Here is a 21,439-nt window from a genome sequence, read left to right as displayed (position 1 = left end):
GGAACTCAGGGGCACAACGACGGCTGAGCCTGGGGGAGGTGTGGTGAGCGAGGATTTCCAGCCCGGCTCGCGGCTAGCGGGGTACTGGCTGGAGGCCGAGGTCGGGGCGGGCGGGATGGCGCGAGTCTTCCGTGCCAGGGACATGCGCCTGGACCGGCTGGTAGCGCTGAAGATCCTGGATCCGGCGCGGGCGGCGGACTCCTCGTTCCGGCAGCGGTTCCTCGCCGAGTCGCGGGCGGCAGCGCGGGTAGATGACCCGCACATCATCCCGGTGTATGAGGCGGACGAAGCCAACGGGGTGCTGTTCATCGCGATGAGGTTCGTCCAGGGCGGTGACCTGCGGGTGGTGCTGGAGCGGGAGGGTCCGCTGTCGGCGGAGCGGACCGTGGAGTTCGTCTCGCCGGTGGCCTCGGCGCTGGATGCCGCGCATGCCGCGGGGCTGGTGCACCGGGACGTCAAGCCGGGAAACATCCTGGTCGACGCGCGGGAGGGCCGCCCCGATCACGTGTACCTATCGGACTTCGGGATAGCCAAGGCCGCGCTGTCATCGGTGAGCCTGACCGAACCGGGGCTCGTGATAGGCACACCGGATTATTCGGCACCAGAGCAGATCGGCGGCCTGGCCGTGGACGGGCGCGCTGATCAGTACGCGCTCGCCTGCGTCACGTTCCGGCTGCTGACGGGGGCGCCGCCGTTCGAGCGGGATTCGGCCTGGGCGGTGATGGCGGCGCACCTGGACGCCCCGCCCCCGTCGCTGTCGGAACGGCGCCCGGACGTGCCGGGCGCCGTGGATCAGGTCCTGGCCAAGGGGATGGCCAAGATTCCGGACCAGCGGTATGCGTCCTGCGGGGACTTCGCCGACGCGCTGCGGGAAGCGCTGGGCCTGGCACCGTACCGTCGCGGCAGGTACGCCGGCGTACTCGCTCCACCGCGGCCTCTCGCCAGCCCGCCGGCCGAGACCCCACTGGTCGTGGACTCGGGCGAGCTGGCCGAAACGCCGATCGCGGCCCTTGCCGCCGAGGCCGGCGATCCTGCCACCAGGCAACCGCAGCCCTTCGCGGGCAGCACAATCGTGCCGCGGGCAGCCGGGGGCGTCCGTCGCCACCGTCACTGGTACGTCTCAGCAGTCGCGGTGCTCGCGGCGGGTGCGGGTGCGATCATCGCCCTGGTCGCCATTCCCGGTCATGGCGGTCATCGGCCGCCGGCACCCACGATCAGCCGGTCGTCCGCGATAAGCCTGAAAACGGCCGCTACCCCGACGGCCGCGTTTAGCCCGACGCCCTCGCCCAGCTCGGCATCCACTATGAGCATGCTGACCATTGCCCAGCTCCAGAGCGGAGATTGCCTGACCGGGACGAACCTGGGCCTCAACGGGGATCAGCCCTGGCCGGCGCTGGCCGAGGCCGTGCCGTGCGACCAGAGTCACCTCGCGGAAGTATTCTTCGCCGATGATCATTTCTGGGCTGCCGGGGAATCGTATCCTGGCGAGGAAGCCGTCGAAAACCAGGTGCAGACGGGATGCGACAAAGAGTTCGCCGGCTACGTCGGGATCTCGTCGTCAGAATCCGAATACCACTATGCCGCTCTCGCGCCATTCAGTGACCATGCGTGGCAAGCCGGCAGCCGCAGTCTTGATTGCGTCGCTTATTATCCGACCGGCGCGGACCCCGGCGGAGCGCCGATGACAGGCTCCATCAGGGGGACCCGCCGCTAACCCCGGGACCTCACCCCCCGGGCCGCTCCTTGAGCGCGAGGAGCGCTTCGGCCACGATCGGGTCCGCGTCGGTGCCGAGCACCCGCCAGTCCTCGCCGTCGGCGAGGATCTTCTCCGCGCCGCGGATCGCGCGGAAGTCGCCGCTGCCGCCGAGCGCCGGCGGCTGCTCGCCGCGGGCCAGGCCCTTGGCGGCCCGCAGCAGCTGGCGGTGCATCCGGATCAGCGCGACGTCCGTGCTGCCCAGGTGCTCCCTGCTCCGGTCGTAGATCGGCCCCGCCGTCTCTGTCGCCATCGCGTCCTGGCTGCGGAAGTCCACGATCCCGCTGTAGGAGGTCCCCTTCTGGGCGATCCGGTCGATGTTGTAGTCGTTGCCGCGCGTGTGCAGGCGGGGCACGACGCCGTTCGGCTGCATCATCGTGAACGGGTACTTCTCGTAGGTGAAGAACAGCGGGCCGCCGAGGCCGCGCGGGTTCTGCGGCGGCTGCGTGGTGAAGTTGTACCGGTAGGTGGTGTAGTCGTCGGCGGGCACCACGAAGATCTGCCTGGTGCTGAACGGGATCTGCGCGATGATCGTGCTTGAAGGGAAGATGTAGGCGGTGATCCGCGCGTGCTTGTACCCGTTCGGCGTCGTGCGGATGCCCGCGTAGCGGAACCCGTGCCAGGTGTCGTCCACCTCGATCACCGCGCGCGGGTCGTGCCGCCAGAACTTCATCGACATGTATCCCGACGGGTAGCCGGGCTTGTCGGTCCCGTCGTCGGGCACGTCGTCGATCGAGTCGAACTGGTGCAGGTTGGAGATGTGGGCGGTGTCCAGGTCGCCATCCATGGACTGCACCCAGTTGCAGTAGATGACCTCCTTGTTCGCCCCGGCGAGCTCAGGCGGCAGCGACTCCGTGCCGAAATCACGGAACGGCGTCATCGTGCCGGCGAGGCCCAGGTACGTCCAGATGATGCCGCCGGACTCGCGGGTCGGGTATGACGTGATCTTGATCCGGTGCGCGAACGGGTGCAGCTCGCTGCGCTGGTCCACGCACTGGCCGGTGACGTCGAACTTCCAGCCGTGGTAGGTGCAGCGCAGCCCGCAGTCCTCGTTGCGCCCGTAGAACAGCGAGGCGCCGCGGTGCGGGCACGACTCCCCGACCAGGCCCACGCGGCCTCGCGTGTCGCGGAACGCCACCAGGTCCTCGCCGAGCAGCCGGACCCGGGCGGGCGCGCCGTCCGGCTCCGCGACCTCGGAACTCAGACAAGCCGGGATCCAGTACCGGCGCAGCAGGTCGCCCATCGGTGTCCCGGGACCGACCCGGGTCAGGATCTCGTTGTCCTCCCTCGACAGCACGGCATACCTCCTTGGGCCGTCAGGTGCCTTTCCGTCACCGTTGCTCAGGAGGCGGTGCTAGTCAACCGCCGTGCGCACTAAAAACGGCGGGACCAGGTACTAGTGCGCGAACGACTGGCGCTTGGCCTGCAGCTCCGGCGGCATCTGCGTCTGCGGGTGGTGCTCGAGGATCCGCACGTGCAGCCGCAGGTCGTCAAGCAGCAGGTTCGCCAGGTCCATGCTGAACCCGTTCCTGATGACGATCCGCATCACCGCCATGTCGGTGAGGTTCTCGGGGAAGGTGTAGGCGGGCACCTGCCAGCCCCGCATCCGCAGCCGCTCGGAGACGTCGAACACCGAGTACCCGGCGACGTCGTCGCGCAGCCTGAAGGCGAACACGGGCAGCTCGCTGCCGTCGGTGAGCAGCTCGAACGGGCCGAGCTTGGCGATCTCACCCGACAGGTACATCGCGATGTCCTGGCACGTCTGCTGGACGTGCCGGTACCCCGAGTATCCCAGCCGCAGGAAGTTGAAGTATTGCGCGGCGACCTGCGCGCCCGGCCGGGAGAAGTTCAGCGCGAACGTGGGCATCTCCCCGCCCAGGTAGTTGACCCGGAAGATCAGGTCCTCGGGCAGGCACGCCGGGTCCCGCCAGATGATCCAGCCCACGCCGGGGTAGACCAGCCCGAACTTGTGCCCGGAGGTGTTGATCGAGGCCACCCGCGGCAGCCGGAAGTCCCACTCCAGGTCCGGCTGCAGGAACGGCGCGATGAACCCGCCGGAGGCGCCGTCCACGTGGATCGGCACGTCCAGGCCCTTCTCGGCGTGCAGCCTGTCAAGCGCGGAGTTGACCTCGCTCACCGGCTCGTAGCTGCCGTCCATCGTCGAACCCAGGATCACGACCACGCCGATGGTGTTCGCGTCGCACACGGCCACCGCCTCCGCGGCGCCCAGGTGGTACCGCCCCGGCACCACGGGGACGTACCGCGGCTCGACGTCCCAGTACCGGCAGAACTTCTCCCAGCACACCTGGACGTTGGAGCCCATGACGAGGTTCGGGCGGCCGGTCGCGGCCCCCGCGGCACGCTGCCGCGCCCGCCAGCGCCACAGCAGCGCCATGCCGCCGAGCATGCACGCCTCGCTGGAGCCGGTGGTGGAGCAGCCGACGGCCTCGCCGCCCGACGGGGCGTTCCACAGGCTGCCGAGGATGTTCACGCAGCGCCTCTCGAGTTCGGCGGTCTGCGGGTACTCGTCCTTGTCGATCATGTTCTTGGAGGAGCACTCGGCCATCAGCTCTTCGGCCTCTGGCTCCATCCAGGTGGTGACGAACGTGGCCAGGTTCAGCCTGGCGTTGCCGTCGAGGATCAGCTCGTCCCTGACGACCTGCAGCGCCGTGCGCGGCAGCACGCCGTGCTCGGGCAGCCGGTACCTGGGGATCTCGCAGCTCTTCTCCCGGAAGTAGACCGGGTTGATATCGAGCTCGTCGCCCGATTCGTGTTCTTCGACCTGCTTGTGCAGTGCGGCCATGGCGACAGCCTAGCGAGCCGTGGACCTGCCCGGATGCCGAGCTTCTCGTAAGACCGGGAAAGACGCTGCGCGATGCAATGATTACCTAACGTTGTGAAAGGGGAGATAAGAGAGGAGCTTAGTGAGCTTCAAAGAGTTCAGGGAGGCGTTCATGCCGTTCGTCACAATCGGCGAGGAAAACTCGATGCCGATCGAGCTGTACTACGAGGACCACGGTTCGGGCAGGCCGGTGGTCCTTATCCACGGGTTCCCGCTGAACGGCAGAGCCTGGGAGCGCCAGGAACGAGCACTGATCGCCGATGGGCACCGGGTCATCACCTATGACCGGCGCGGCTTCGGCGAGTCGAGCCAGCCGAGCACCGGCTACGACTACGACACGTTCGCGGCCGACCTGCACAAGCTCGTCACAACCCTGGACCTGTGGGACTTCGACATGGCCGGGCACTCGATGGGCGGCGGCGAGATCGCCCGTTACCTCGGGACCTACGGGACCCAGCGGGTGCGCAAGGCCGCGATCGTTTCCGGCGTGCCGCCCTATCTCCTCAAGACCCCGCAGACACCGACCGGTGTCCCGCAGGAAGTCTTCGACGAGATCGAGGGGGCGATCATCCACGACCGGTTCGCCTTCTTCACCGACTGGAACAAGAACTTCTACAACCTCGACAAGAACCTCGGCAAGAGGGTCAGCGCCGAGTGCGTCCAGGACTCCTGGAACCAGGCCGTGAGCGCTTCGCCGCCCGGCACGATCGCGTGCGTCCCCTCGTGGTACACCGACTTCCGCGCCGACCTGGCGAAGATCGACATTCCGGTCCTCGTCATACACGGCACCGAGGACCGCGTGCTGCCGATCGAGGCCTGCGGGCCGCGCACCCACGAGCTCATCAAGGGCAGCGAGTACGTGCCGATCGAGGGCGCGCCGCACGGCCTGTGCTGGACCCACTCCGATGAGGTCAACTCCGAGCTGCTGCGGTTCTTCAAGTAACCCGCTGCCTGATCCCCTTCCGCCACGGACTGGGGGACGGTCCCGGCCGGAACCACGCACGGCGCGGCGGCGTCAAAGCCGTGACGGGATGGGCAGGCGCGCGGGACAGGGGTGAGCGCGGTGCACGGGTTGTGGCAAGGGCTTGCTGCGGTGGCGGTCGGCGCGGCGGCGGGAGTGCTCGTGGCCTACATGAGCGCCTCGGCCCCGCACGTCGCGCCGGCTCATGCCGCCGGCGCCGCGCCCCGCGGCACCTCGACCGTGATCCCGCTGGCGAAGCCGTTCGCCTATGAGCTGTACACGCGCTGCGGGATCGATGAGGCCCGCATCGGGAACACGTATTTCGAGGCGGTTCATCCGCCCGGTGGCGGGACCGCGAGCCCGCCGGCCGGCTGGGGGAATCCCTACCAGGCGGGCACGATGACGCTTCTGTCCGCCACGGAGGCGGTGTTCACCGACAGGTACGGGCACCGGGTCGTGTTCAGGGCGCATCCGGGCGCGGCGACGTCGCGGCACGGGTGCTCGTAGCCTCCGCGTCGGCGCCCGCTCCCGTTTCCTCGCGCCGGGCGCCTGAGCGGATGCCGGCGGCGGTCGCGGCGATCGCGAGCACGCACATCCCCGCCCCGATCAGGTAGGACAGCCGGTAGCCCGCCACCAGGTCACCGGAGGCGTGCGCGGTGCGGGCCGCCGCCGCGGTGGCCAGGATCGCCAGGCCGACGGCCGCGCCCGTCTGCTGGCCGGTGGTGAACATGGCGCCCGCGATGCCCTGGTCGCGGCCGTGGACGCCGCTGGTGATGGCGATCGACGCGGTGGGCAGCGTGAGACCGATGCTGAGGGCGGTGAGGACCACGCCGGGCAGCACGCTGGTGGCGTACCCGGACCCGGCCGTGACCTGGGACAGCCAGAGCTGCCCGGCGGTCATGCACGCCAGCCCGGCCAGCAGCACCTGCCTGACCGAGAACCTGCTCAGCAGCGCGCGCGTGCCGAGCGTGGACGTGAGCACGACCGTCACGGTCGCGGGAACGAGCGCGAGCCCGGCCTGCAGCGGGGTGAAGTGGTGCACCCGCTGCAGGTACAACGAGACGAAGTACACGTAGCCGGCGAGGACCGCGCCGATGAGCAGCATCACGCCGACCGCCGCACGGCGGGTCCGGGCGGTCGGGCCCGACAGCAGAGACGGCGGGAGCATGGGAGCCGCGACCGTTCGTTCGGTATGAATGAAAAGGACTGCCAGAGCGACCGCGGCGGCGAGCGCGGCGAGGCTGACCGGCGCGGTGAACCCGCGCTGCTGGCCCTCGCTGAGCCCGTAGATAAGCGCCGCGATCGCCCCGGTGATCAGCGCGGCGCCGCGCACGTCGATCCGGCCGCTGCCCTGCCCCGCGCCGGCGGGCAGCCGCGGGACGAACGCGAGCATGACCGCGATCAGCGGCGGGTTGACCAGGAAGATGGCGCGCCAGCCGAGGTACTGGGTGAGCAGGCCGCCGGCGATGATCCCGGTCGTCGCGCCGGAGGCGGTGGCCGCCTGCCACAGCGACAGCGCCCTGGTCCGCGCCGCTCCCTCGGCGCTGCCGGTCGTCAGCAGCGACAGCGCGGCGGGGGAGACCATCGCGCCCGCGGCGCCCTGCACCATGCGCGCGATGATCAGCATGACCGCCCACTGCGCCAGCCCCGCGGCCAGCGAGGCGACCGCGAACAGCACCAGGCCGGTCACCAGCACCCGGCGGCGCCCGATGAGGTCGGCGAGCCGGCCGCCGGCCAGCAGCAGCGAGCCGAAGGTGAGCGAGTATCCGGTGACGATCCACTGCAGGTCGGCCGGGGCCATGCCCAGCTCCCGCTCGATCGTGGGCAGCGCCACGTTCACGATGCTGAAGTCGAGCTGCAGGACGAACTGGGCGGCGCAGATCAGGCCCGTGGTGAACGCGGAACCGCGCATGGCGGTCACTCGCGTCTGCATCACCGCCCTAACGGTAGCTGCCGCGCCGCGCGTTAGGTACCGGGGGCGGGCGCCGTCAGCCCGGTATCGCCGCGCGGGTGCCCTGGCCGGAGTCGGTGCCGGAGCCTGTCCCCGGGTCGAGGGGAGACTTGCGGGCGCCGCGCAGCAGGGACGCCAGGCCGGCGAGCACGGACAGGCCGGCGGAGACGCCGAAGACCACGATCAGGCCGCTGTGGAACGGGCCGGACAGCAGGCTCGGGAAGAACTCCCGGCCGGTCAGCGCCGCCCGGCTGGCGGCGGGCAGCGACGACAGGATGCCCGCCGGCTGGTTTGTGCCAACAGGAGAAAATTGCGCGAGCAGGTGCTGGATCGGGTTCACCCCGAGTACCGACGCGAACAGCGACGCCACCGGCGGCAGCGTCGCCACCTGGTGGGCGACCCCGGACGGCACGCCGAGCCTGATCAGGCCGCCGCTCAGCGTCGACGGCAGGGTCCTGGACAGGCCGGCGATCATCAGCGTGAAGACGACCCCGATCGACACCGCGGTCCCTGAGTTCTGGAACGTCGCACGCATCCCCGAAGCCACGCCGCGGTCCCTGGCCGGGACGCTGCCCATGATCGAGGAGGAGTTCGGCGAGGCGAACATGCCGCTGCCGATGCCGTTCATCGCGATCAGCAGGGCGAACGCCCAGTAAGGGAAGCTGACGGGAAGCAGCATCAAGGCGATGAAGCTGGACGCGAACACGGCCATCCCCGCGCTGGCGATGCCGCGGGACCCGAACTTGTCCGACAAGATCCCTGAGGTCGGGCCGGATACCAGGAACCCGGCGGTCATCGGGAGCAGGAAGATGCCCGCCCACAGCGGGGTCTGGCTGTAGGCGTAGCCGTGCAGCGGCAGCCAGATGCCCTGCAGCCAGATGATGAGCATGAACTGGATGCCGCCGCGGGCGATGGACACAAGCAGGCCGGCGACGTTGCCCGCGGTGAACGCCCTGATCTTGAACAGGGCGAGCCGGAACATCGGCTCGGCGATCTTCGTCTCGATGATGACGAACACGAACAGCAGCGCCACGCCGCCGCCCAGCTCGCCGAGAACCACGGGGTTCTCCCAGCCCATCGACTGACGGCCGTACGGCTGAATGCCGTAGGTGATGCCGACAAGCAGCGTGAACAGGCCCAGGGCGAACGTGAGGTTGCCCCACCAGTCGATCCTGCCGCGGTGGCGCTCGCCGTTATCGCGCAGCCGCAGGTACGCCCAGAGCGTGCCGAAGATGCCGACGGGGAGGTTGATCCAGAACACAGCGCGCCAGTCCCACGCGGCGAGCAGGCCGCCCGCGACCAGCCCGACGAACATCCCCGCGAGCGCGGCGATCTGGTTGGTGCCGAGCGCGAAGCCGCGCCGCTCCGCCGGGAACGCGTCGGTCAGGATCGCCGCCGAGTTGGCCATCAGCATCGAGCCGCCGACGGCCTGCAGCAAGCGCCAGCCGATCAGCCACAGGGCCCCGTGCGTGCCCTGGTACGGGTCGAACGACAGCAGCACCGACGCGACCGTGAACACCACGAAGCCCGCGTTGTACATGCGCACCCGGCCGAACATGTCGCCGAGGCGGCCCAGGTTCACCACGAGCACCGCCTGGACCAGCCGGTAGCCCATGATCATCCACAGCAGATAGCTGATGTTGCCCGGCGCCAGCGGGTCCAGGTGGATGCCGCGGAAGATCGCGGGCAGCGCGATGATGACGATCGAGCCGTCGACCGCCGCCATGAAGATGGCCGCGGTCGTGTTCGCGAGGGCTATCCACGCGTACCGGTCGGGCTTGACGGCTGCCGGGCGGGGCGGGCGCGCATCCGCCATCAGAGCTTCTCCGCCAGCCGCTCGAGCAGCGGCGCCGCGGTCATCAGCTGGTCGAGCTCGGCGGGGGTGAACCCGCCGCGCAGCGCCGCCGCGATCCGCGCGGTGCGCGCGCTGCGCCGGTCGTTCACCACCTGGCGCCCCGCCCCCGTGATGGACAGCACGATCCGCCTGCCGTCCGCTGGGTCCCGGTCGCGTGAGACCAGGCCGCGCTGCTCGAGCACGGCGAGCGTGGCGCCCATCGACTGCGGGCTGATCCGGTCCTGTTTCGCCATATCGCTCGAGGTGGCCGGGCCGCCCCGGTCCAGCCGGGACAGCGCCGACGTCTCGGCGAGCGTCAGCTCACCCTCCGACGGGATCTGCCTCAGCTTGCGCACCAGCATTCCCACGGCGACCCGGACCGCCGCCGCAACATCAGTGACATCCCGAACGGTCCCGGCCTGCTCCATACACTAAGTTATAACTGATAAGTTTTGGCTTAGCAATTAGGCCGCCGGATCGCGGAACGCCCGCGGATGCGGCGTTTCCCGGCGCAGTCGCCACTGTTCGTTCGGGATGATAAACGGTTGTCCGCAAGGTAGCGGCAGAACAGGAAGCCGTCATCCCGCAGCACGTGCGCGAGCGACATCGGGCGGGCGGGGAATGCCGGGCCGGCGGTGATGCGGGACTGCCCCGGGCCGGCCAGCAGCGGGCTGATCGTCAGGCAGAGCTCGTCGAGCAGGCCGGCCGCCGCCACGTCGCCGAGCAGGTGCGGTCCGCCCTCGCAGAGCACCCGGCCAAGGCCCCGTTCGGCCAGCGCGGCGACCGCCTCCTTCAGGTCGACCGCGTCCCCGCCCGCCACGAGCACGTCCGCGACCCGCGCCACCGCGGCGCGCCTGGCGGCGGGGGAGGCGGCGCAGGTGATCACGATCGTGCGGGCAGCTGCCGGGGCGGCCGTGAACAGCGCCGCGTCAACGTCCAGGTCGAGCGACCGGGTCACCAGGGCGATCGGCGGGGTCGGTGTCCGGCCCGCGCGCAGTCCGGCCAGCTCAGGCCGGCGCCGGGCCGGCCGGTACCCCTCGGTCCGCGCGGTGCCCGCGCCGACGAGCACCACGTCGCACAGGGCGCGCAGCACGACGAACAGCCGCCGGTCGGCCGCTGCCGACAGGCCGGCGGACAGGCCGCCGAGGGAACCCGCGCCGTCGGCGCTTGCCACCATGTTGGCGCGCAGCCAGTGCGGGCGGGGATAGGCGTACAGCTCGGCGAGCCGGGGGCCGTCGAGATCGGCCGCGTCGTCAGCGAGCTGCCGCATCAGGTCAGGTCCTGCACTGCAGCACGACGACGGCGCGCCCGGCGACCTCGATCTTGCTCTTCGGCCCGAACCCCTCGCCGTCCCCGATGCCGTCAGGGCTGAGCGTGTCGATCACGACCTCCCAGTCCGAGCCGAGCTTCGCCTCGGGCAGCGTGAACGTGATCGGCTCCGGGCCGGCGTTGAACAGCAGCAGGAACTTCATGTCGGTGACCGGGTCGCCCCGCGGGTCCGGCTCGGTGATCGCCGCGCCGTTGAGGAAGACCGCGACCGACTTGGCGTAACTGGCCTGCCAGTCCGCCTCGGTCATCGGCTCGCCCGCCGGGGTCAGCCACGCGATGTCGGCCTTGCCCTTGAAGAACCGGCGGCGGCGGAACACCGGGTGGCGGCGGCGCAGCCGGGCTAGCTGCCGCGTGAACTCGAGCAGGTCGCGCTCGGCGGCGGCCCGGCTCCAGTCCACCCAGGACAGCTCGTTGTCCTGGCAGTAGGCGTTGTTGTTGCCGGCCTGGGTGCGGCCGATCTCGTCCCCGGCCAGCAGCATCGGGATGCCCTGCGAAAGGAACAGGGTGACGAGGAAGTTCCGCTGCTGCCTGGCGCGCAGCTCGAGGATCGACGGGTCCTCGGCCGGGCCCTCGACCCCGCAGTTCCAGGACCGGTTGTCGTCGGTGCCGTCCCTGTTGTCCTCGCCGTTGGCGGCGTTGTGCTTGCTGTCGTAGCTGACCAGGTCGGCGAGGGTGAACCCGTCGTGGCAGGTGACGAAGTTGACCGACGCCACGGGCCGGCGGCCGCTTGTCTCGTACAGGTCGCTGGACCCGGTCAGCCGCGAGGCGAACTCCGGCAGCGTGTCCGGCTGGCCGCGCCAGAAGTCGCGGACCGCGTCGCGGTACTTGCCGTTCCATTCGGTCCACAGGGGCGGGAAGTTCCCGACCTGGTAGCCGCCCTCGCCGACGTCCCACGGCTCGGCGATCAGCTTGACCTGGGACACCACGGGGTCCTGCTGCACCAGGTCGAAGAACGTGGACAGCCGGTCCACGTCGTGCAGCTCGCGGGCCAGCGCGGACGCCAGGTCGAACCTGAACCCGTCGACGTGCATCTCCAGGATCCAGTAGCGCAGCGAGTCCATGATCAGCTGCAGCGAGTGCGGATTGCGCACGTTCAGGCTGTTGCCGCACCCCGTGTAGTCGATGTACCGAAACGGGTCCCGGTCGTCCAGCCGGTAGTAGGCCTTGTTGTCGATCCCGCGGAACGACAGCGTCGGGCCCCGGCCGTCACCCTCCGCGGTGTGGTTGTAGACGACGTCGAGGATCACCTCGATCCCCGCCTGGTGCAACGCCTTCACCATCGTCTTGAACTCGCCGACCTGCTCGCCGCGCTGCCCGGCGCTGCAGTACCGGTTGTGCGGGGCGAGGAAGCCAATCGTGTTGTAGCCCCAGTAGTTGGTCAGGCCGCGCGCGACCAGCGCCTGCTCGGGCACGAACTGGTGCACGGGCAGCAGCTCCACGGCCGTCACGCCGATCCGTCTCAGGTGCTCGATCACCGCGGGGTGCGCTAGCCCCGCGTAGGTGCCGCGCTGGTGCAGCGGCACCTCGGGGTGCCGCAGCGTCAGGCCGCGCACGTGCGCCTCGTAGATGACGGTCTCGTGGAAGGGGATGCGCGGCGGCCGGTCGTTGCCCCAGTCGAAAAACGGGTTGATCACGATGTTTTTCGGCATGAAGGGAGCGCTGTCGGCGGTATTCGGCTTGCGCGGGTCGGACCACTGGTAGTCGAACAGCGCCTCGTCCCAGGCCACGTCGCCCTCGACCGCCTTGCCGTAGGGGTCGAGCAGCAGCTTGACGGGGGAGCAGCGGTACCCGCGGCGGGGTTCGTAGGGGCCGTACACCCGGTAGCCGTAGCGCTGGCCCGGGCTGATCGCCGGCAGGTAGCCGTGCCAGACGAAGCCGTCCACCTCGGTCAGCCCGACACGGGACTCCGCGCCTGACTCGTCGAACAGGCACAGCTCAACCCTGTCGGCGGCCTCGGAAAACAAGGCGAAGTTCGTTCCCCACCCGTCCCACGTCGCCCCGAGCGGATACGGGGCTCCCGGCCAGGTATGCATTCGCCTCCTAGCGGTACCGCCTGAGCGTACGACTGTACCGCTCTACCTTTACCGCACCTTTACCGCTTTACCGCGCCAGGCTGTTCGCGGCCGCGAGCCGTACGGGCATGCTCCCGTGTTCGGTTTGCCCCGCGGAGCCAGTTACTAACTGGGCGCTCCCCACGGTCCGTTCAGGATAACTGGGCTTTCGCCACAACCCGAACCTCGGCACGGACCGCGGCCTGGTACCGGTCGAGGACGACGCCGGCGACCTCGGGCGCGGCGCCGAGGGCGCCCGATACGGCTGCGGCGCCCGCCGCGAGCGAGCCGCGGCGGACCTTGTCGGCGAAGTAGCCGGGGGCGAGCAGGTACGTGGCGACGAGCGTTCGGCGGCCGGCGAGCGCCTGCACCGCCGCGGCGGGCGCCGGGGACGCGGCGGAGGCGTAGGCGGGGACGACGGCGCGCCAGCCGCCACGACGCTGCCACTGGGCGGCCAGCGCGGCGATCGTGGCGTTCGCCGCTGGGTGGCTTGACCCCGCGGCCGCGAGGACGACGCCGGTCCCGGCGCGATCGCCGCAGAACCCGGCCTCCGCCAGGCGCCGCTCGAGCGCGTCGAGCAGCAGCGGGTGCGGGCCCAGCGTGTCCGCGTAGCGGATGTCCAGCCCGGGGAGCGCCTTCCGGGCCGCGGCGAGCTGCGCGGGGATGTCCGTCTCGCTGTGGTACGCGGCGGTCAGCAGCAGCGGGACGACCACGCAGCCGCGCCGATCGGCCGCCGACCCAAGCACCTGGGGCAGCGACGGCGCGCAGTGGTCGAGGAACGCGACGCGCACGTCAAGCCCCGCCAGGCCCCGTGCGGCAGCCAGGGACCGCACGCGGGCGACGAGCTCGCTGATCGCAGCGGCCGCGCGCGGATCTCGCGATCCGTGCGCGACAGCCACAAGCGACGGCCGCAGCCGCCCGCATTTGTTCCCGGTTCGCGTCGTTATAGCAGCAGAAACCGGGAACACATCCGCGGCACGGGCCGAACTCAGGCGTGGATGCCGCATTCGGTCTTGCCCGTCCCGGCCCAGCGGCCGCTGCGCGGGTCGGCGCCCGGCTCGACCCGGATCGTGCAGGTGCGGCACCCGATCGAGGGATAGCCGTCGTAGACCAGCGGGTTGACGAGCACGCCGTTGGTCGCGATGTAGTCGTCGACCTGCTTGGCGGTCCACGCCACGATCGGGTTGACCTTGACCATCTCCCGCTTGTCGTCCCACTCCACCACCCGGGTCGACCGGCGGGCCGCGGTCTCGTCCCTGCGCACGCCGGTGATCCATGCGTCGTAGCCGCTGAGCGCGCGTTCGAGCGGCTCGACCTTGCGCAGGTAGCAGCACAGGTCCGGGTTGCGCCCGTACAGCCGGGGGCCGAGCTCGGCGTCCTGCTCCTCGACCGTGCGGGACGGGGTGACGTTGACGAGGTTCACCGGGTAGACGGCGGAAACCGCGTCGCGCGTGCCGATCGTCTCTGGGAAGTGGTAGCCCGTGTCGAGGAACACCACGTCGATGCCGGGGCGGATCGCGGAGGCCAGGTGGATGATCACCGCGTCGGTCATGGAGGACGTGACGCACACGCGATCGCCGAACGTGTCGACCGCCCAGCGTATGACATCCTCGGCAGAGGCGTCTTCCAGCTCCTCGGCTGCCTGTTCGGCGAGGCTGCGCATGTGCTGTGGATCCTCCGCGTATCGCTCGTCATCGTCGTCCTGGCCGGGCAAACCCAGCGAACCGCCCAGACCGCCCAGCGTACGGCCTAGGCCGCTCACAGCGCGGCCCCTATCCCGGCAAATCGTAGCTGGAAACTCCTGGTGCAGCTGCGGCAGTGCCACTCTCCGTCCGCGGCGCCCTGCGGTTCCAGGTCTTCCTCGCCGCAGTACGGGCAGTAGAACGGCACCGCGCGCCCCGATGGACTGCTCATGTCAGGTCCTCCTCCGCTGCCCGCAGCGACCACTGCGCGAACGTCTCGCCGCTCTCCCGACCGGCCTCGAACCGCCGCAGGACGCGCTCCACGTAGTCGGGAAGCTCCTCGGCGGTGGTCTTCAGGCCGCGTACCTTGCGGCCGAACCCCGATCCCTGCGCGTCGCCGCCGCGCAGCGACCCGCCCAGGTGGATCTGGAAGCCCTCCACCTGCTTTCCCGCGGCGTCGGTGACCAGCAATCCCTTGAGGCCGATGTCGGCCGTCTGGATGCGGGCGCAGGAGTTCGGGCAGCCGTTGACGTTGATCGTCACCGGCTCGGTGAAATCCGGCAGCCGCCGTTCCAGCTCGGCGATCAGGTCGCCGGCGCGTCCCTTGGTCTCCACGATCGCCAGCTTGCAGAACTCGATCCCCGTGCAGGCCATCATGTGCCGCCGGAACACGCTCGGCTTCGCCGGCAGGCCGGCCGCCGCGAGCTCGGCGGTGAGCGCGTCCACGCTGCCGCCGGGGACGTCGAGGATCAGCATCTTCTGCTCGGTGGTGGTCCGCACCCGCCCGCTGCCGTACCTGTCGGCCAGGTCAGCGATCACGCGCAGCGCGTCGCCGGTCAGCCGGCCGACCCGCGGCGCGAACCCGACGTAGTGCAGGCCGTCGCGCTGGGCGTGCACGCCGACGTGGTCGCGGACCCCGCCCTCCGGTGCCGCCGGGGCGGGTCCGTCGGGGAGCGCGTAGCCCAGGTACTCCTTCTCGAGCACTTCCCTGAACCGCTCGGGGCCCCAGTCGGCGAGAAGGAACTTGATCCGCGCGCGGTGCCGCAGCCGCCGGTACCCGTAGTCGCGGAACACCGACGCCACCGCGGCCCACACCTCGGGCACCTGCCCGGGCCTGACGAAGGTGCCGAGCCGCTTGCCGATCATCGGGTTCGTGGACAGCCCGCCGCCGACCCACAGGTCGTAGCCGGCCTCGCCGCTATCCGGATGCCTGACAGCCGCGAACGCGACGTCGTTGATCTCATGGTGGGTGCATTGCGCCGCGCAGCCGCTGATCGAGGACTTGAACTTGCGCGGCAGGTTGGACAGCGCGGGATCGCCGATGTACCGCTCGCCGATCGCGGCGATCTCCGGGGTGGCGTCGATGATCTCGCCGGCGTCGATCCCGGCAAGCGGGCAGCCGAGGATCACGCGCGGGGTGTCGCCGCAGGCCTCGGTGGTGGACAGGCCCACGCTTTCCAGGGCCGCCCAGATCGCGGGGACGGACTCGATCTCGACCCAGTGCAGCTGGATGTTCTGCCGGTCGGTCACGTCGGCGGTGCCCCGGGCGTAGGAGTTGGAGATTCCCGCGACGACCCGCAGCTGCTCGCTGGACAGCTGGCCGCCGTCGATCCGGATCCGCAGCATGAAGTAGCGGTCGTCGAGCTCCTCGGGCTCAAGCACGGCGGTCTTGCCGCCGTCGATCCCCGGCCGGCGCTGCGTGTACAGCCCGAACCAGCGGAACCGTCCGCGCAGGTCAGCCGGGTCGATCGAGTCGAAGCCGCGGCGGGAGTAGATGTCGATGATGCGCTGGCGGACGTTCAGCCCGTCGTCGTTCTTCTTGTTTTCCTCGTTCTTGTTGAGCGGCTCGCGGTATCCGAGCGCCCACTGCCCCTCGCCGCGGGTGCGGCGGGTGGTGACGGGAGACATGCGGCGTCCTTACTTTTCCTGCACTGGGCGGCGAAGTCGGTCGCGGGCACGCGCCGTCCACGGCCACCGTGGCGGCAGAAAAGAAAAGGCCGCCCGGCTGCTCGCGGTGCGCGCCCTGTAAACCCGGTTAAACGGTAGCAAACCTGGGCTTTAACGATAGGCGGCGGTCAGCGTGCGAGGCGACAAATGGCGCTGCGGACACGGAGGAAATCGACGTGCCGACGCACGACGAGCATCGGGTCCGTAACACTCACCTGAGCAGGATCACACATTCCAAGCGCCGCTGTCCAGCCCAGATGGGTCATGATCAGCGCAACTTCCCGCGCGGCGCGGGTATTCCTGGCCCGGCGCCCTTTTCTGTTGTAAATATCCCCTAGCCCTGGCGGACCCAGCTCAGCGACGGTTCTGACGCTGCCTGGCTGGCGTCGCGGGCCGGCAGGTGCTGGCAGTCGCACCAGGTGCCGCCCGGGCAGTCCTCGTGGTGCCGCTGGCGGCATGGGAGGCAGATCATGGTATTTATTGTGCGCGCTCGCCGGGTATAACCGCGCCGACATGGCCAGCGCGTTCCCTGAGCCCCGCGCGGCCGGGATTTTCCCACTGCTGTTCCCGGACCGCGCCGCCGCCGGGCTGCTCCTTGGTAAACGGCTGGCGGGCACAGGCCCGTACTCCGCTGCTGTTGCCCATCATCCAGAACGGACCGTGGTGGCTGCCCTGCCCAGAGGCGGGGTCGCGGTGGGCCGGGCCGTGGCGGCATGCCTGGGCCTGCCGCTTGAAGTGCTCGTGACCAGGAAGATCGGCCACCCGGACGAGCCCGAGCTTGGCCTTGGCGCCATCTCCGAAGGCGGCGAGCCCGTCTTCGACGAGGAGATGCTGACCCGGGCCGGGCTGCGCCCGCGCGACCTGGCGCTTGTCGTCGCCAGGGAACGGGCCGAACTAGCGCGGCGAGTCCTCGTGTACCGGGGCGGGCGGCCGCCGCCGGACTTCGCGGGCCGGCGCGTGATCGTGGTTGACGACGGGCTGGCGACCGGGGTGACGGCCAGGGCCGCGCTGCGCGCCCTGCAGGCCCGCTGCCCGGAGCGTCTTGTGCTCGCGGTGCCGGTCGCCTCCACGCAGGCGGCGCGGGCGCTGAAAGCAGAAACCGACGAGGTGGTGACTCTTGTCACACCTCGCCGGTTCCATAGCGTGGGGGAGTGGTACGCCGAATTCGGCCAGCTGACCGACGCCGACGTGCTGACGCTGCTCGCCGCTTCTCGATAGCGCTGGTCTGGACGCGGGCTGTCAGGCCGCGTTGGCGCGGCGCATCCTGCGACGGCGCTCCGCGGAGCGCTCGTCCTCGTTCAGGCCGCCCCAAGTGCCGTACTTCTCAGGGCGGGCAACGGCGTAGTTGAGGCACTCAATCCGGACCGGGCAGCTCGCACAGACGGCCTTGGCCTTGCGCTCCCTGATCTCCCGCTCTGGCTGCCGCTCACCGTCTGGGCCGAAGAAGAGCATCAGATCCTCGCCACGACACGCGGCAGCGTCCTGCCACCCCCAGTTAGGGCGGGGAAGCATCGCCGTCTGCCTGCGCACCTGAGACATGGATCGGTCACCTCATACAAAGTTGCTTTAGTCTTGCGTTACCCTTGCTAGTGGCTCGTTAGCACGCGAGCCCAGTACGCGGTAACTGCCGTCGATCATGCAACGCTCTGAGTCGCCAGAGTGTTCCCGCGCGCCAGTAGACGCGCTCGCACGATGGCGTGAGCATGCTCGCGGACGGCAGCCACATGCGTGGCGGACGCCTGCCCACCAGACAGAATCCCGTGAGAAGATGGGTCCCGTACGACGGGGGCAGGAAAGCCTGCGGACTATCATGCCACCGGCGCTGCCACTCGTGCATGGCAGCGTCACATTTTTCCCTTGATATGTCGGGAAAATTTCCCGCCGCGCGGGCCGCCACCGGCTACGACATGCCGGGCGCGCTGGGCGGGCGACATCTCCCCGCGACTGGGTCACGCCGGGGCATTATGGGCAATACTCTATACGAACTGGACAAACGCTTGGCTGGGGGGCCACCATGGGCAGCATGTCAGCGTCGGACGCAGCACCACTGCCGCGACTCGGCGAAGTCTTCTTCGACGTACGCGGCAGTTCGCGCAGCATGCGTCTGAGCTGGTACGCCGACACCGGAATCGCGGTATTCAGCATCTGGCAGGGGGGAACCTGCACCGGCACCTTCCGGTTGCCCATGGACGACCTGCCGCGGATGATGGAGTCCCTGCAGCGGGGCATGGGCGGTGGTCACGGCGGCCAGGCCAGCGGCAGACCGGAGTCGGCAGCCGGGCAGCGGCCGCGGCTCGCGATCAACGCGGCGCCGGGCGAACCGTACACGGGCGCGATCACGGCGGTCGCCGGCGCACAAGCCGGGTACAGCACGGAGTACGCGGGTCACACGGGTTACGCTCCCCAGCCGGACTACGCCGCGCACGCCAGGTACGGCGCCGAGGACGGCTACACCGCGGCGGGCGGCTACGCCGCCGACGGCGGGTACGGCGCCGACACGGGGTACGGCGCCGACGGCGGGTACGGAGGCGGCGCCCCATCGTATGGAGCCGACGGCGGGTACGGCGCGGACGCCGGGTACGGAGCCGACGCCGGGTACGCTGCCGAGCCCACCTACCTCAGCGACTACCGGGCGCAGCAGTACGGCGGCGCGCGCGCCGCGCAGGACTACAGCGCCCAGGACTACGCGGACAGCCAGCCATACGCGGACAGCCAGCCGTACGCGGCAGCGCCGACGTACGGCGCGCCGTCCTACGCCCAGACGCCGTCCTACCCCGAGACGCCGTCCTACCCCGAATCCCAGTCCTACCCCGAGCCGCGCTCCTATCAGGACTCGCGGGCGTACCCGGACACGCAGTCCTACCAGGGGACGCAGTCCTACGGTGACAGCCAGGCGTACGGCTCCGCGCAGGGCTACGACGCGCAAGGCTACGACGCGCACAGGTACGACGAGCCGCGATATGACGCGCAGGGTTACGACGACCAGGGGTTCGCCGCGCCCGCGCACGCCGAGCAGGTGTACCCGGGGCTCGACTTCCCTGACGGCAGCTTCGGGAACCGGGGCTACAGCGTCCAGGACCAGACCGGAGCGGCCTCGGCGCCCGTCGACAGCGGCGCGGCCATGGCGGCGCCTCCTGGCGGCGAGCGCTATCCGCTTGCCTACCGCGAGCAGCCCTCCTACACGGGCATGGCGGGCTACTCCGAGCCGGCGGGGCATGGCGAGGCGCCGAGCTTCGCCGACGGCGCGTACCAGGACGGCGGCTACGCCGACGGCGCGTACCAGGACGGCGGCTACCCGGGCAACGGGTACCAAGGCGCCGGGTACCAGGACAATGGGTACCAGGACAATGGGTACCAGGACAATGGCAGCGGTGCCTACCCCGCCAACGGCGCGGGCTATGAGGCCGGATCGCCCTACGCGAACACCCAGCAGTCGGCCCCGGCACCGGTCCCCACGTTCACGCCCACGTTCACGCCGAACGGAGCGGACTACGGAGCGGACTACGGAGCGGACTACGGAGCGGCCGGCTACGGCGGCGAGCGGTCGTACGCCGACGCCGCGTACGCTGCCGGATACCCGGACGAAGACCGGACGGCCGCCTACCAGGCGACGCCGAGCTTTACGCCGATCGGCCAGGCCAGGCCCGCCCAGCAGGGGTACTGGGACGGCGACGCGCAGTCCCGCGACCGAGGCGAGAACCCGCCGTACAACTCGCGGGATTCCCGGGAACAGCGATACACGCCGCGGCGTTAGCAAGTAATGGCCGGTGCGGCTAGGGTCCCCCGGGCCGCACCTAATATCGCCTTCGCGGAATACCGTTCGGCTGGAGCCGCGTCGCGCCTCTCGCCGAGGAGGCGACCTCCGCACCGGCCCCTTAGCTGGCGGTCCCTGGCGTGTCACGGACCGGACCGCTCCCGTCCTGCCCCGAATGCCCTGCTTTACAAGGCCGGACCGGCCCGCCGGCACCGCACGCCACGATAACCGCCAGACCGCGGGAGCGACCGGACACAGAACCTGCCGCGCACCATCGGGCATAACGTCGCATCCCACCGGGCAGCGGAGGCGGCCAAGGCCTGGTGAGCCGGCCGTGAGTGCTGCGGTCACCACGTGAGCCGTCTTCGGTCACAGAAGGTGTCGGCCGTGGCCGCTGGCCCCCTTTGCGGCGCAGGGCAGGTCACGAGTCAACCCCGCCAGCAGCGGCCACATAGCCGACATTTCCCCGTCCAGCGATGAACCACCTCCCGGAAACCGCCCATAGGACATGATCATGGGTCAAAGGGGACCGCCCGCGGCCACCTCCGGCCCATGATCATCAAGCGCACACCCCGGGCGGGCACGCCAGCAGCAAGGGCGGCAGGGGACGGCGGGGGTCACGGCCGGGCACAGATCCGGCTCATCCGCGGGTACCCGCGCCGGGCAGCCGCGACCGCCGCGGATGCCTGAGTCAAGCCTCATGCCTCATCCCCTGGGCAGTTAATTCAGGCATCCCGCCGGGCGCGCGACGCAGGGGGGCGCAGGGTACACGCGGGGCCCGGCGGCGGGGGAAACCGCAGTGCGGCCCGGGCACCCGATGCGCCCGGTGTGCCCGGGGCAGCCGGGACAGCGCGGGGCCGGAGCAGGCGACTGCACGCTGACCCCGCAACTGGGGACCGGCTCACTTGCCGAACGTGAGGACCGGCTTGATCGTCGCGCCCGACAGGGAGTCGGCTATCGCCGTGTTGACCTGCGCGAACGGGTAGTTCTTCACCAGTCGTTCCACCGGGAAGCGGCCGCGGGCGTGCAGGTCGAGCAACCGCGGGATGAAGACGGCCGGGTTGATGTGGCCGCCCATGGAGCCGCGCAGCTTGCGGCCCTTCAGGAGCAGCACCCCGGGAGGCAGGGTGACGGGCGGGCCGCTGCTCGTGATCACCGACGCGGTCCCGTGCGTGGCCAGCGCGCTGACCGCGGCCAGGATCACCGCGGGGTTGCCCGTGGTGTCCAGCGCCACGTCGGCGCCGTTGCCCGTCACCTTGGTCACCTCGGCGGTCACGTCGGCCAGGTCGCGACCGGTCGTGTCGATGGCGTGGGTGGCGCCGAGCTCACGGGCCA

The 21,439-nt window shown here is 70.3% G+C and carries 19 protein-coding genes; 5 read left to right on the top strand and 14 right to left on the bottom strand.

Annotation, left to right across the window (positions count from 1 at the left end):
* Positions 1-43 precede the first annotated feature (43 nt).
* Positions 44-1,714, top strand: coding sequence for a serine/threonine-protein kinase (locus tag Q1N79_RS19585; RefSeq protein WP_300610958.1), 1,671 nt, complete (start codon positions 44-46; stop codon positions 1,712-1,714).
* Positions 1,715-1,724: 10 nt separating this feature from the next.
* On the opposite strand, the gene Q1N79_RS19580 is transcribed toward Q1N79_RS19585, so the two are convergent.
* Entirely contained in the window at positions 1,725-3,050 is a 1,326-nt protein-coding gene (locus Q1N79_RS19580) for a Rieske 2Fe-2S domain-containing protein (protein WP_300610956.1), read from the bottom strand.
* 99 nt (positions 3,051-3,149) lie between these two features.
* Complete coding sequence (locus tag Q1N79_RS19575) at positions 3,150-4,556, bottom strand: glutamate decarboxylase (RefSeq protein WP_300610954.1); 1,407 nt, start codon at positions 4,554-4,556, stop codon at positions 3,150-3,152.
* 151 nt (positions 4,557-4,707) lie between these two features.
* Between Q1N79_RS19575 and Q1N79_RS19570 the strand changes: the two genes are divergently transcribed.
* Together Q1N79_RS19570 and Q1N79_RS19565 are read left to right on the top strand one after the other, a co-directional pair.
* The gene (locus tag Q1N79_RS19570) at positions 4,708-5,538 is read left to right on the top strand and encodes an alpha/beta hydrolase (protein ID WP_300610952.1); all 831 of its coding nucleotides are present in this window, start codon (positions 4,708-4,710) and stop codon (positions 5,536-5,538) included.
* Positions 5,539-5,649: 111 nt separating this feature from the next.
* The gene (locus Q1N79_RS19565; protein WP_300610951.1) at positions 5,650-6,063 is read left to right on the top strand and encodes a hypothetical protein; all 414 of its coding nucleotides are present in this window, start codon (positions 5,650-5,652) and stop codon (positions 6,061-6,063) included.
* Here Q1N79_RS19565 and Q1N79_RS19560 read toward each other — a convergent pair.
* The 10 genes from Q1N79_RS19560 to Q1N79_RS19515 form a co-directional block, all read right to left on the bottom strand.
* Positions 6,017-7,489 (bottom strand): MFS transporter, encoded by a 1,473-nt coding sequence (locus Q1N79_RS19560; RefSeq protein ID WP_300610992.1) that lies wholly within the window; start codon positions 7,487-7,489, stop codon positions 6,017-6,019. The genes Q1N79_RS19565 and Q1N79_RS19560 overlap by 47 nt on opposite strands.
* 55 nt (positions 7,490-7,544) lie before the next feature.
* Positions 7,545-9,323 carry an MFS transporter gene (locus Q1N79_RS19555; protein ID WP_300610949.1) on the bottom strand — a complete coding sequence of 593 codons (1,779 nt, stop codon included), beginning with the start codon at positions 9,321-9,323 and terminating at the stop codon, positions 7,545-7,547.
* Positions 9,323-9,769: a MarR family transcriptional regulator gene (locus Q1N79_RS19550; RefSeq protein ID WP_300610947.1), complete on the bottom strand. Its 447-nt coding sequence runs from the start codon at positions 9,767-9,769 to the stop codon at positions 9,323-9,325. Before Q1N79_RS19550 ends, Q1N79_RS19555 begins: the two co-directional genes overlap by 1 nt.
* Before the next feature lie 29 nt (positions 9,770-9,798).
* Positions 9,799-10,611: a pyrimidine reductase family protein gene (locus tag Q1N79_RS19545; RefSeq protein WP_300610945.1), complete on the bottom strand. Its 813-nt coding sequence runs from the start codon at positions 10,609-10,611 to the stop codon at positions 9,799-9,801.
* 4 nt (positions 10,612-10,615) lie between these two features.
* The gene (gene glgX / locus Q1N79_RS19540; RefSeq protein ID WP_300610943.1) at positions 10,616-12,703 is read right to left on the bottom strand and encodes a glycogen debranching protein GlgX; all 2,088 of its coding nucleotides are present in this window, start codon (positions 12,701-12,703) and stop codon (positions 10,616-10,618) included.
* 170 nt (positions 12,704-12,873) lie between these two features.
* On the bottom strand, positions 12,874-13,620 hold the full coding sequence (locus tag Q1N79_RS19535; protein ID WP_367185111.1) for a sirohydrochlorin chelatase: 747 nt from the start codon (positions 13,618-13,620) through the stop codon (positions 12,874-12,876).
* An 89-nt stretch (positions 13,621-13,709) separates the two neighbouring features.
* Positions 13,710-14,384, bottom strand: a complete 675-nt coding sequence (locus Q1N79_RS19530) for a phosphoadenylyl-sulfate reductase (RefSeq protein ID WP_300610941.1) — start codon at positions 14,382-14,384, stop codon at positions 13,710-13,712.
* 95 nt (positions 14,385-14,479) lie between these two features.
* Complete coding sequence (locus tag Q1N79_RS19525; protein WP_300610939.1) at positions 14,480-14,635, bottom strand: Insertion element protein; 156 nt, start codon at positions 14,633-14,635, stop codon at positions 14,480-14,482.
* A complete protein-coding gene (locus Q1N79_RS19520) occupies positions 14,632-16,311 on the bottom strand; it encodes a nitrite/sulfite reductase (protein WP_300610937.1) in 1,680 nt (559 codons plus the stop codon). Before Q1N79_RS19520 ends, Q1N79_RS19525 begins: the two co-directional genes overlap by 4 nt.
* A gap of 373 nt (positions 16,312-16,684) precedes the next feature.
* Positions 16,685-16,822, bottom strand: a complete 138-nt coding sequence (locus tag Q1N79_RS19515; protein WP_300610935.1) for a hypothetical protein — start codon at positions 16,820-16,822, stop codon at positions 16,685-16,687.
* Between the two features lie 41 nt (positions 16,823-16,863).
* Here Q1N79_RS19515 and Q1N79_RS19510 point away from each other — a divergent pair, with 41 nt between their 5' ends.
* Positions 16,864-17,568 carry a phosphoribosyltransferase gene (locus Q1N79_RS19510; protein ID WP_300610933.1) on the top strand — a complete coding sequence of 235 codons (705 nt, stop codon included), beginning with the start codon at positions 16,864-16,866 and terminating at the stop codon, positions 17,566-17,568.
* Positions 17,569-17,589: 21 nt separating this feature from the next.
* Here Q1N79_RS19510 and Q1N79_RS19505 read toward each other — a convergent pair whose 3' ends face one another.
* Positions 17,590-17,889, bottom strand: coding sequence for a WhiB family transcriptional regulator (locus Q1N79_RS19505; protein ID WP_367185110.1), 300 nt, complete (start codon positions 17,887-17,889; stop codon positions 17,590-17,592).
* Between the two features lie 484 nt (positions 17,890-18,373).
* Between Q1N79_RS19505 and Q1N79_RS19500 the strand changes: the two genes are divergently transcribed.
* On the top strand, positions 18,374-20,104 hold the full coding sequence (locus tag Q1N79_RS19500; RefSeq protein WP_300610932.1) for a hypothetical protein: 1,731 nt from the start codon (positions 18,374-18,376) through the stop codon (positions 20,102-20,104).
* A 901-nt stretch (positions 20,105-21,005) separates the two neighbouring features.
* Here Q1N79_RS19500 and Q1N79_RS19495 read toward each other — a convergent pair.
* Positions 21,006-21,439, bottom strand: a 434-nt coding sequence (locus Q1N79_RS19495) for a zinc-binding dehydrogenase (protein WP_300610931.1), incomplete at its 5' end; no start/stop codon positions are given.

It is taken from the genome of Trebonia sp., from assembly GCF_030042015.1.
Taxonomy (GTDB): domain Bacteria; phylum Actinomycetota; class Actinomycetes; order Streptosporangiales; family Streptosporangiaceae; genus Trebonia.
Note: the sequence above shows the minus strand (reverse complement) of the source record. Positions and strands in the feature narration are given on the sequence as shown.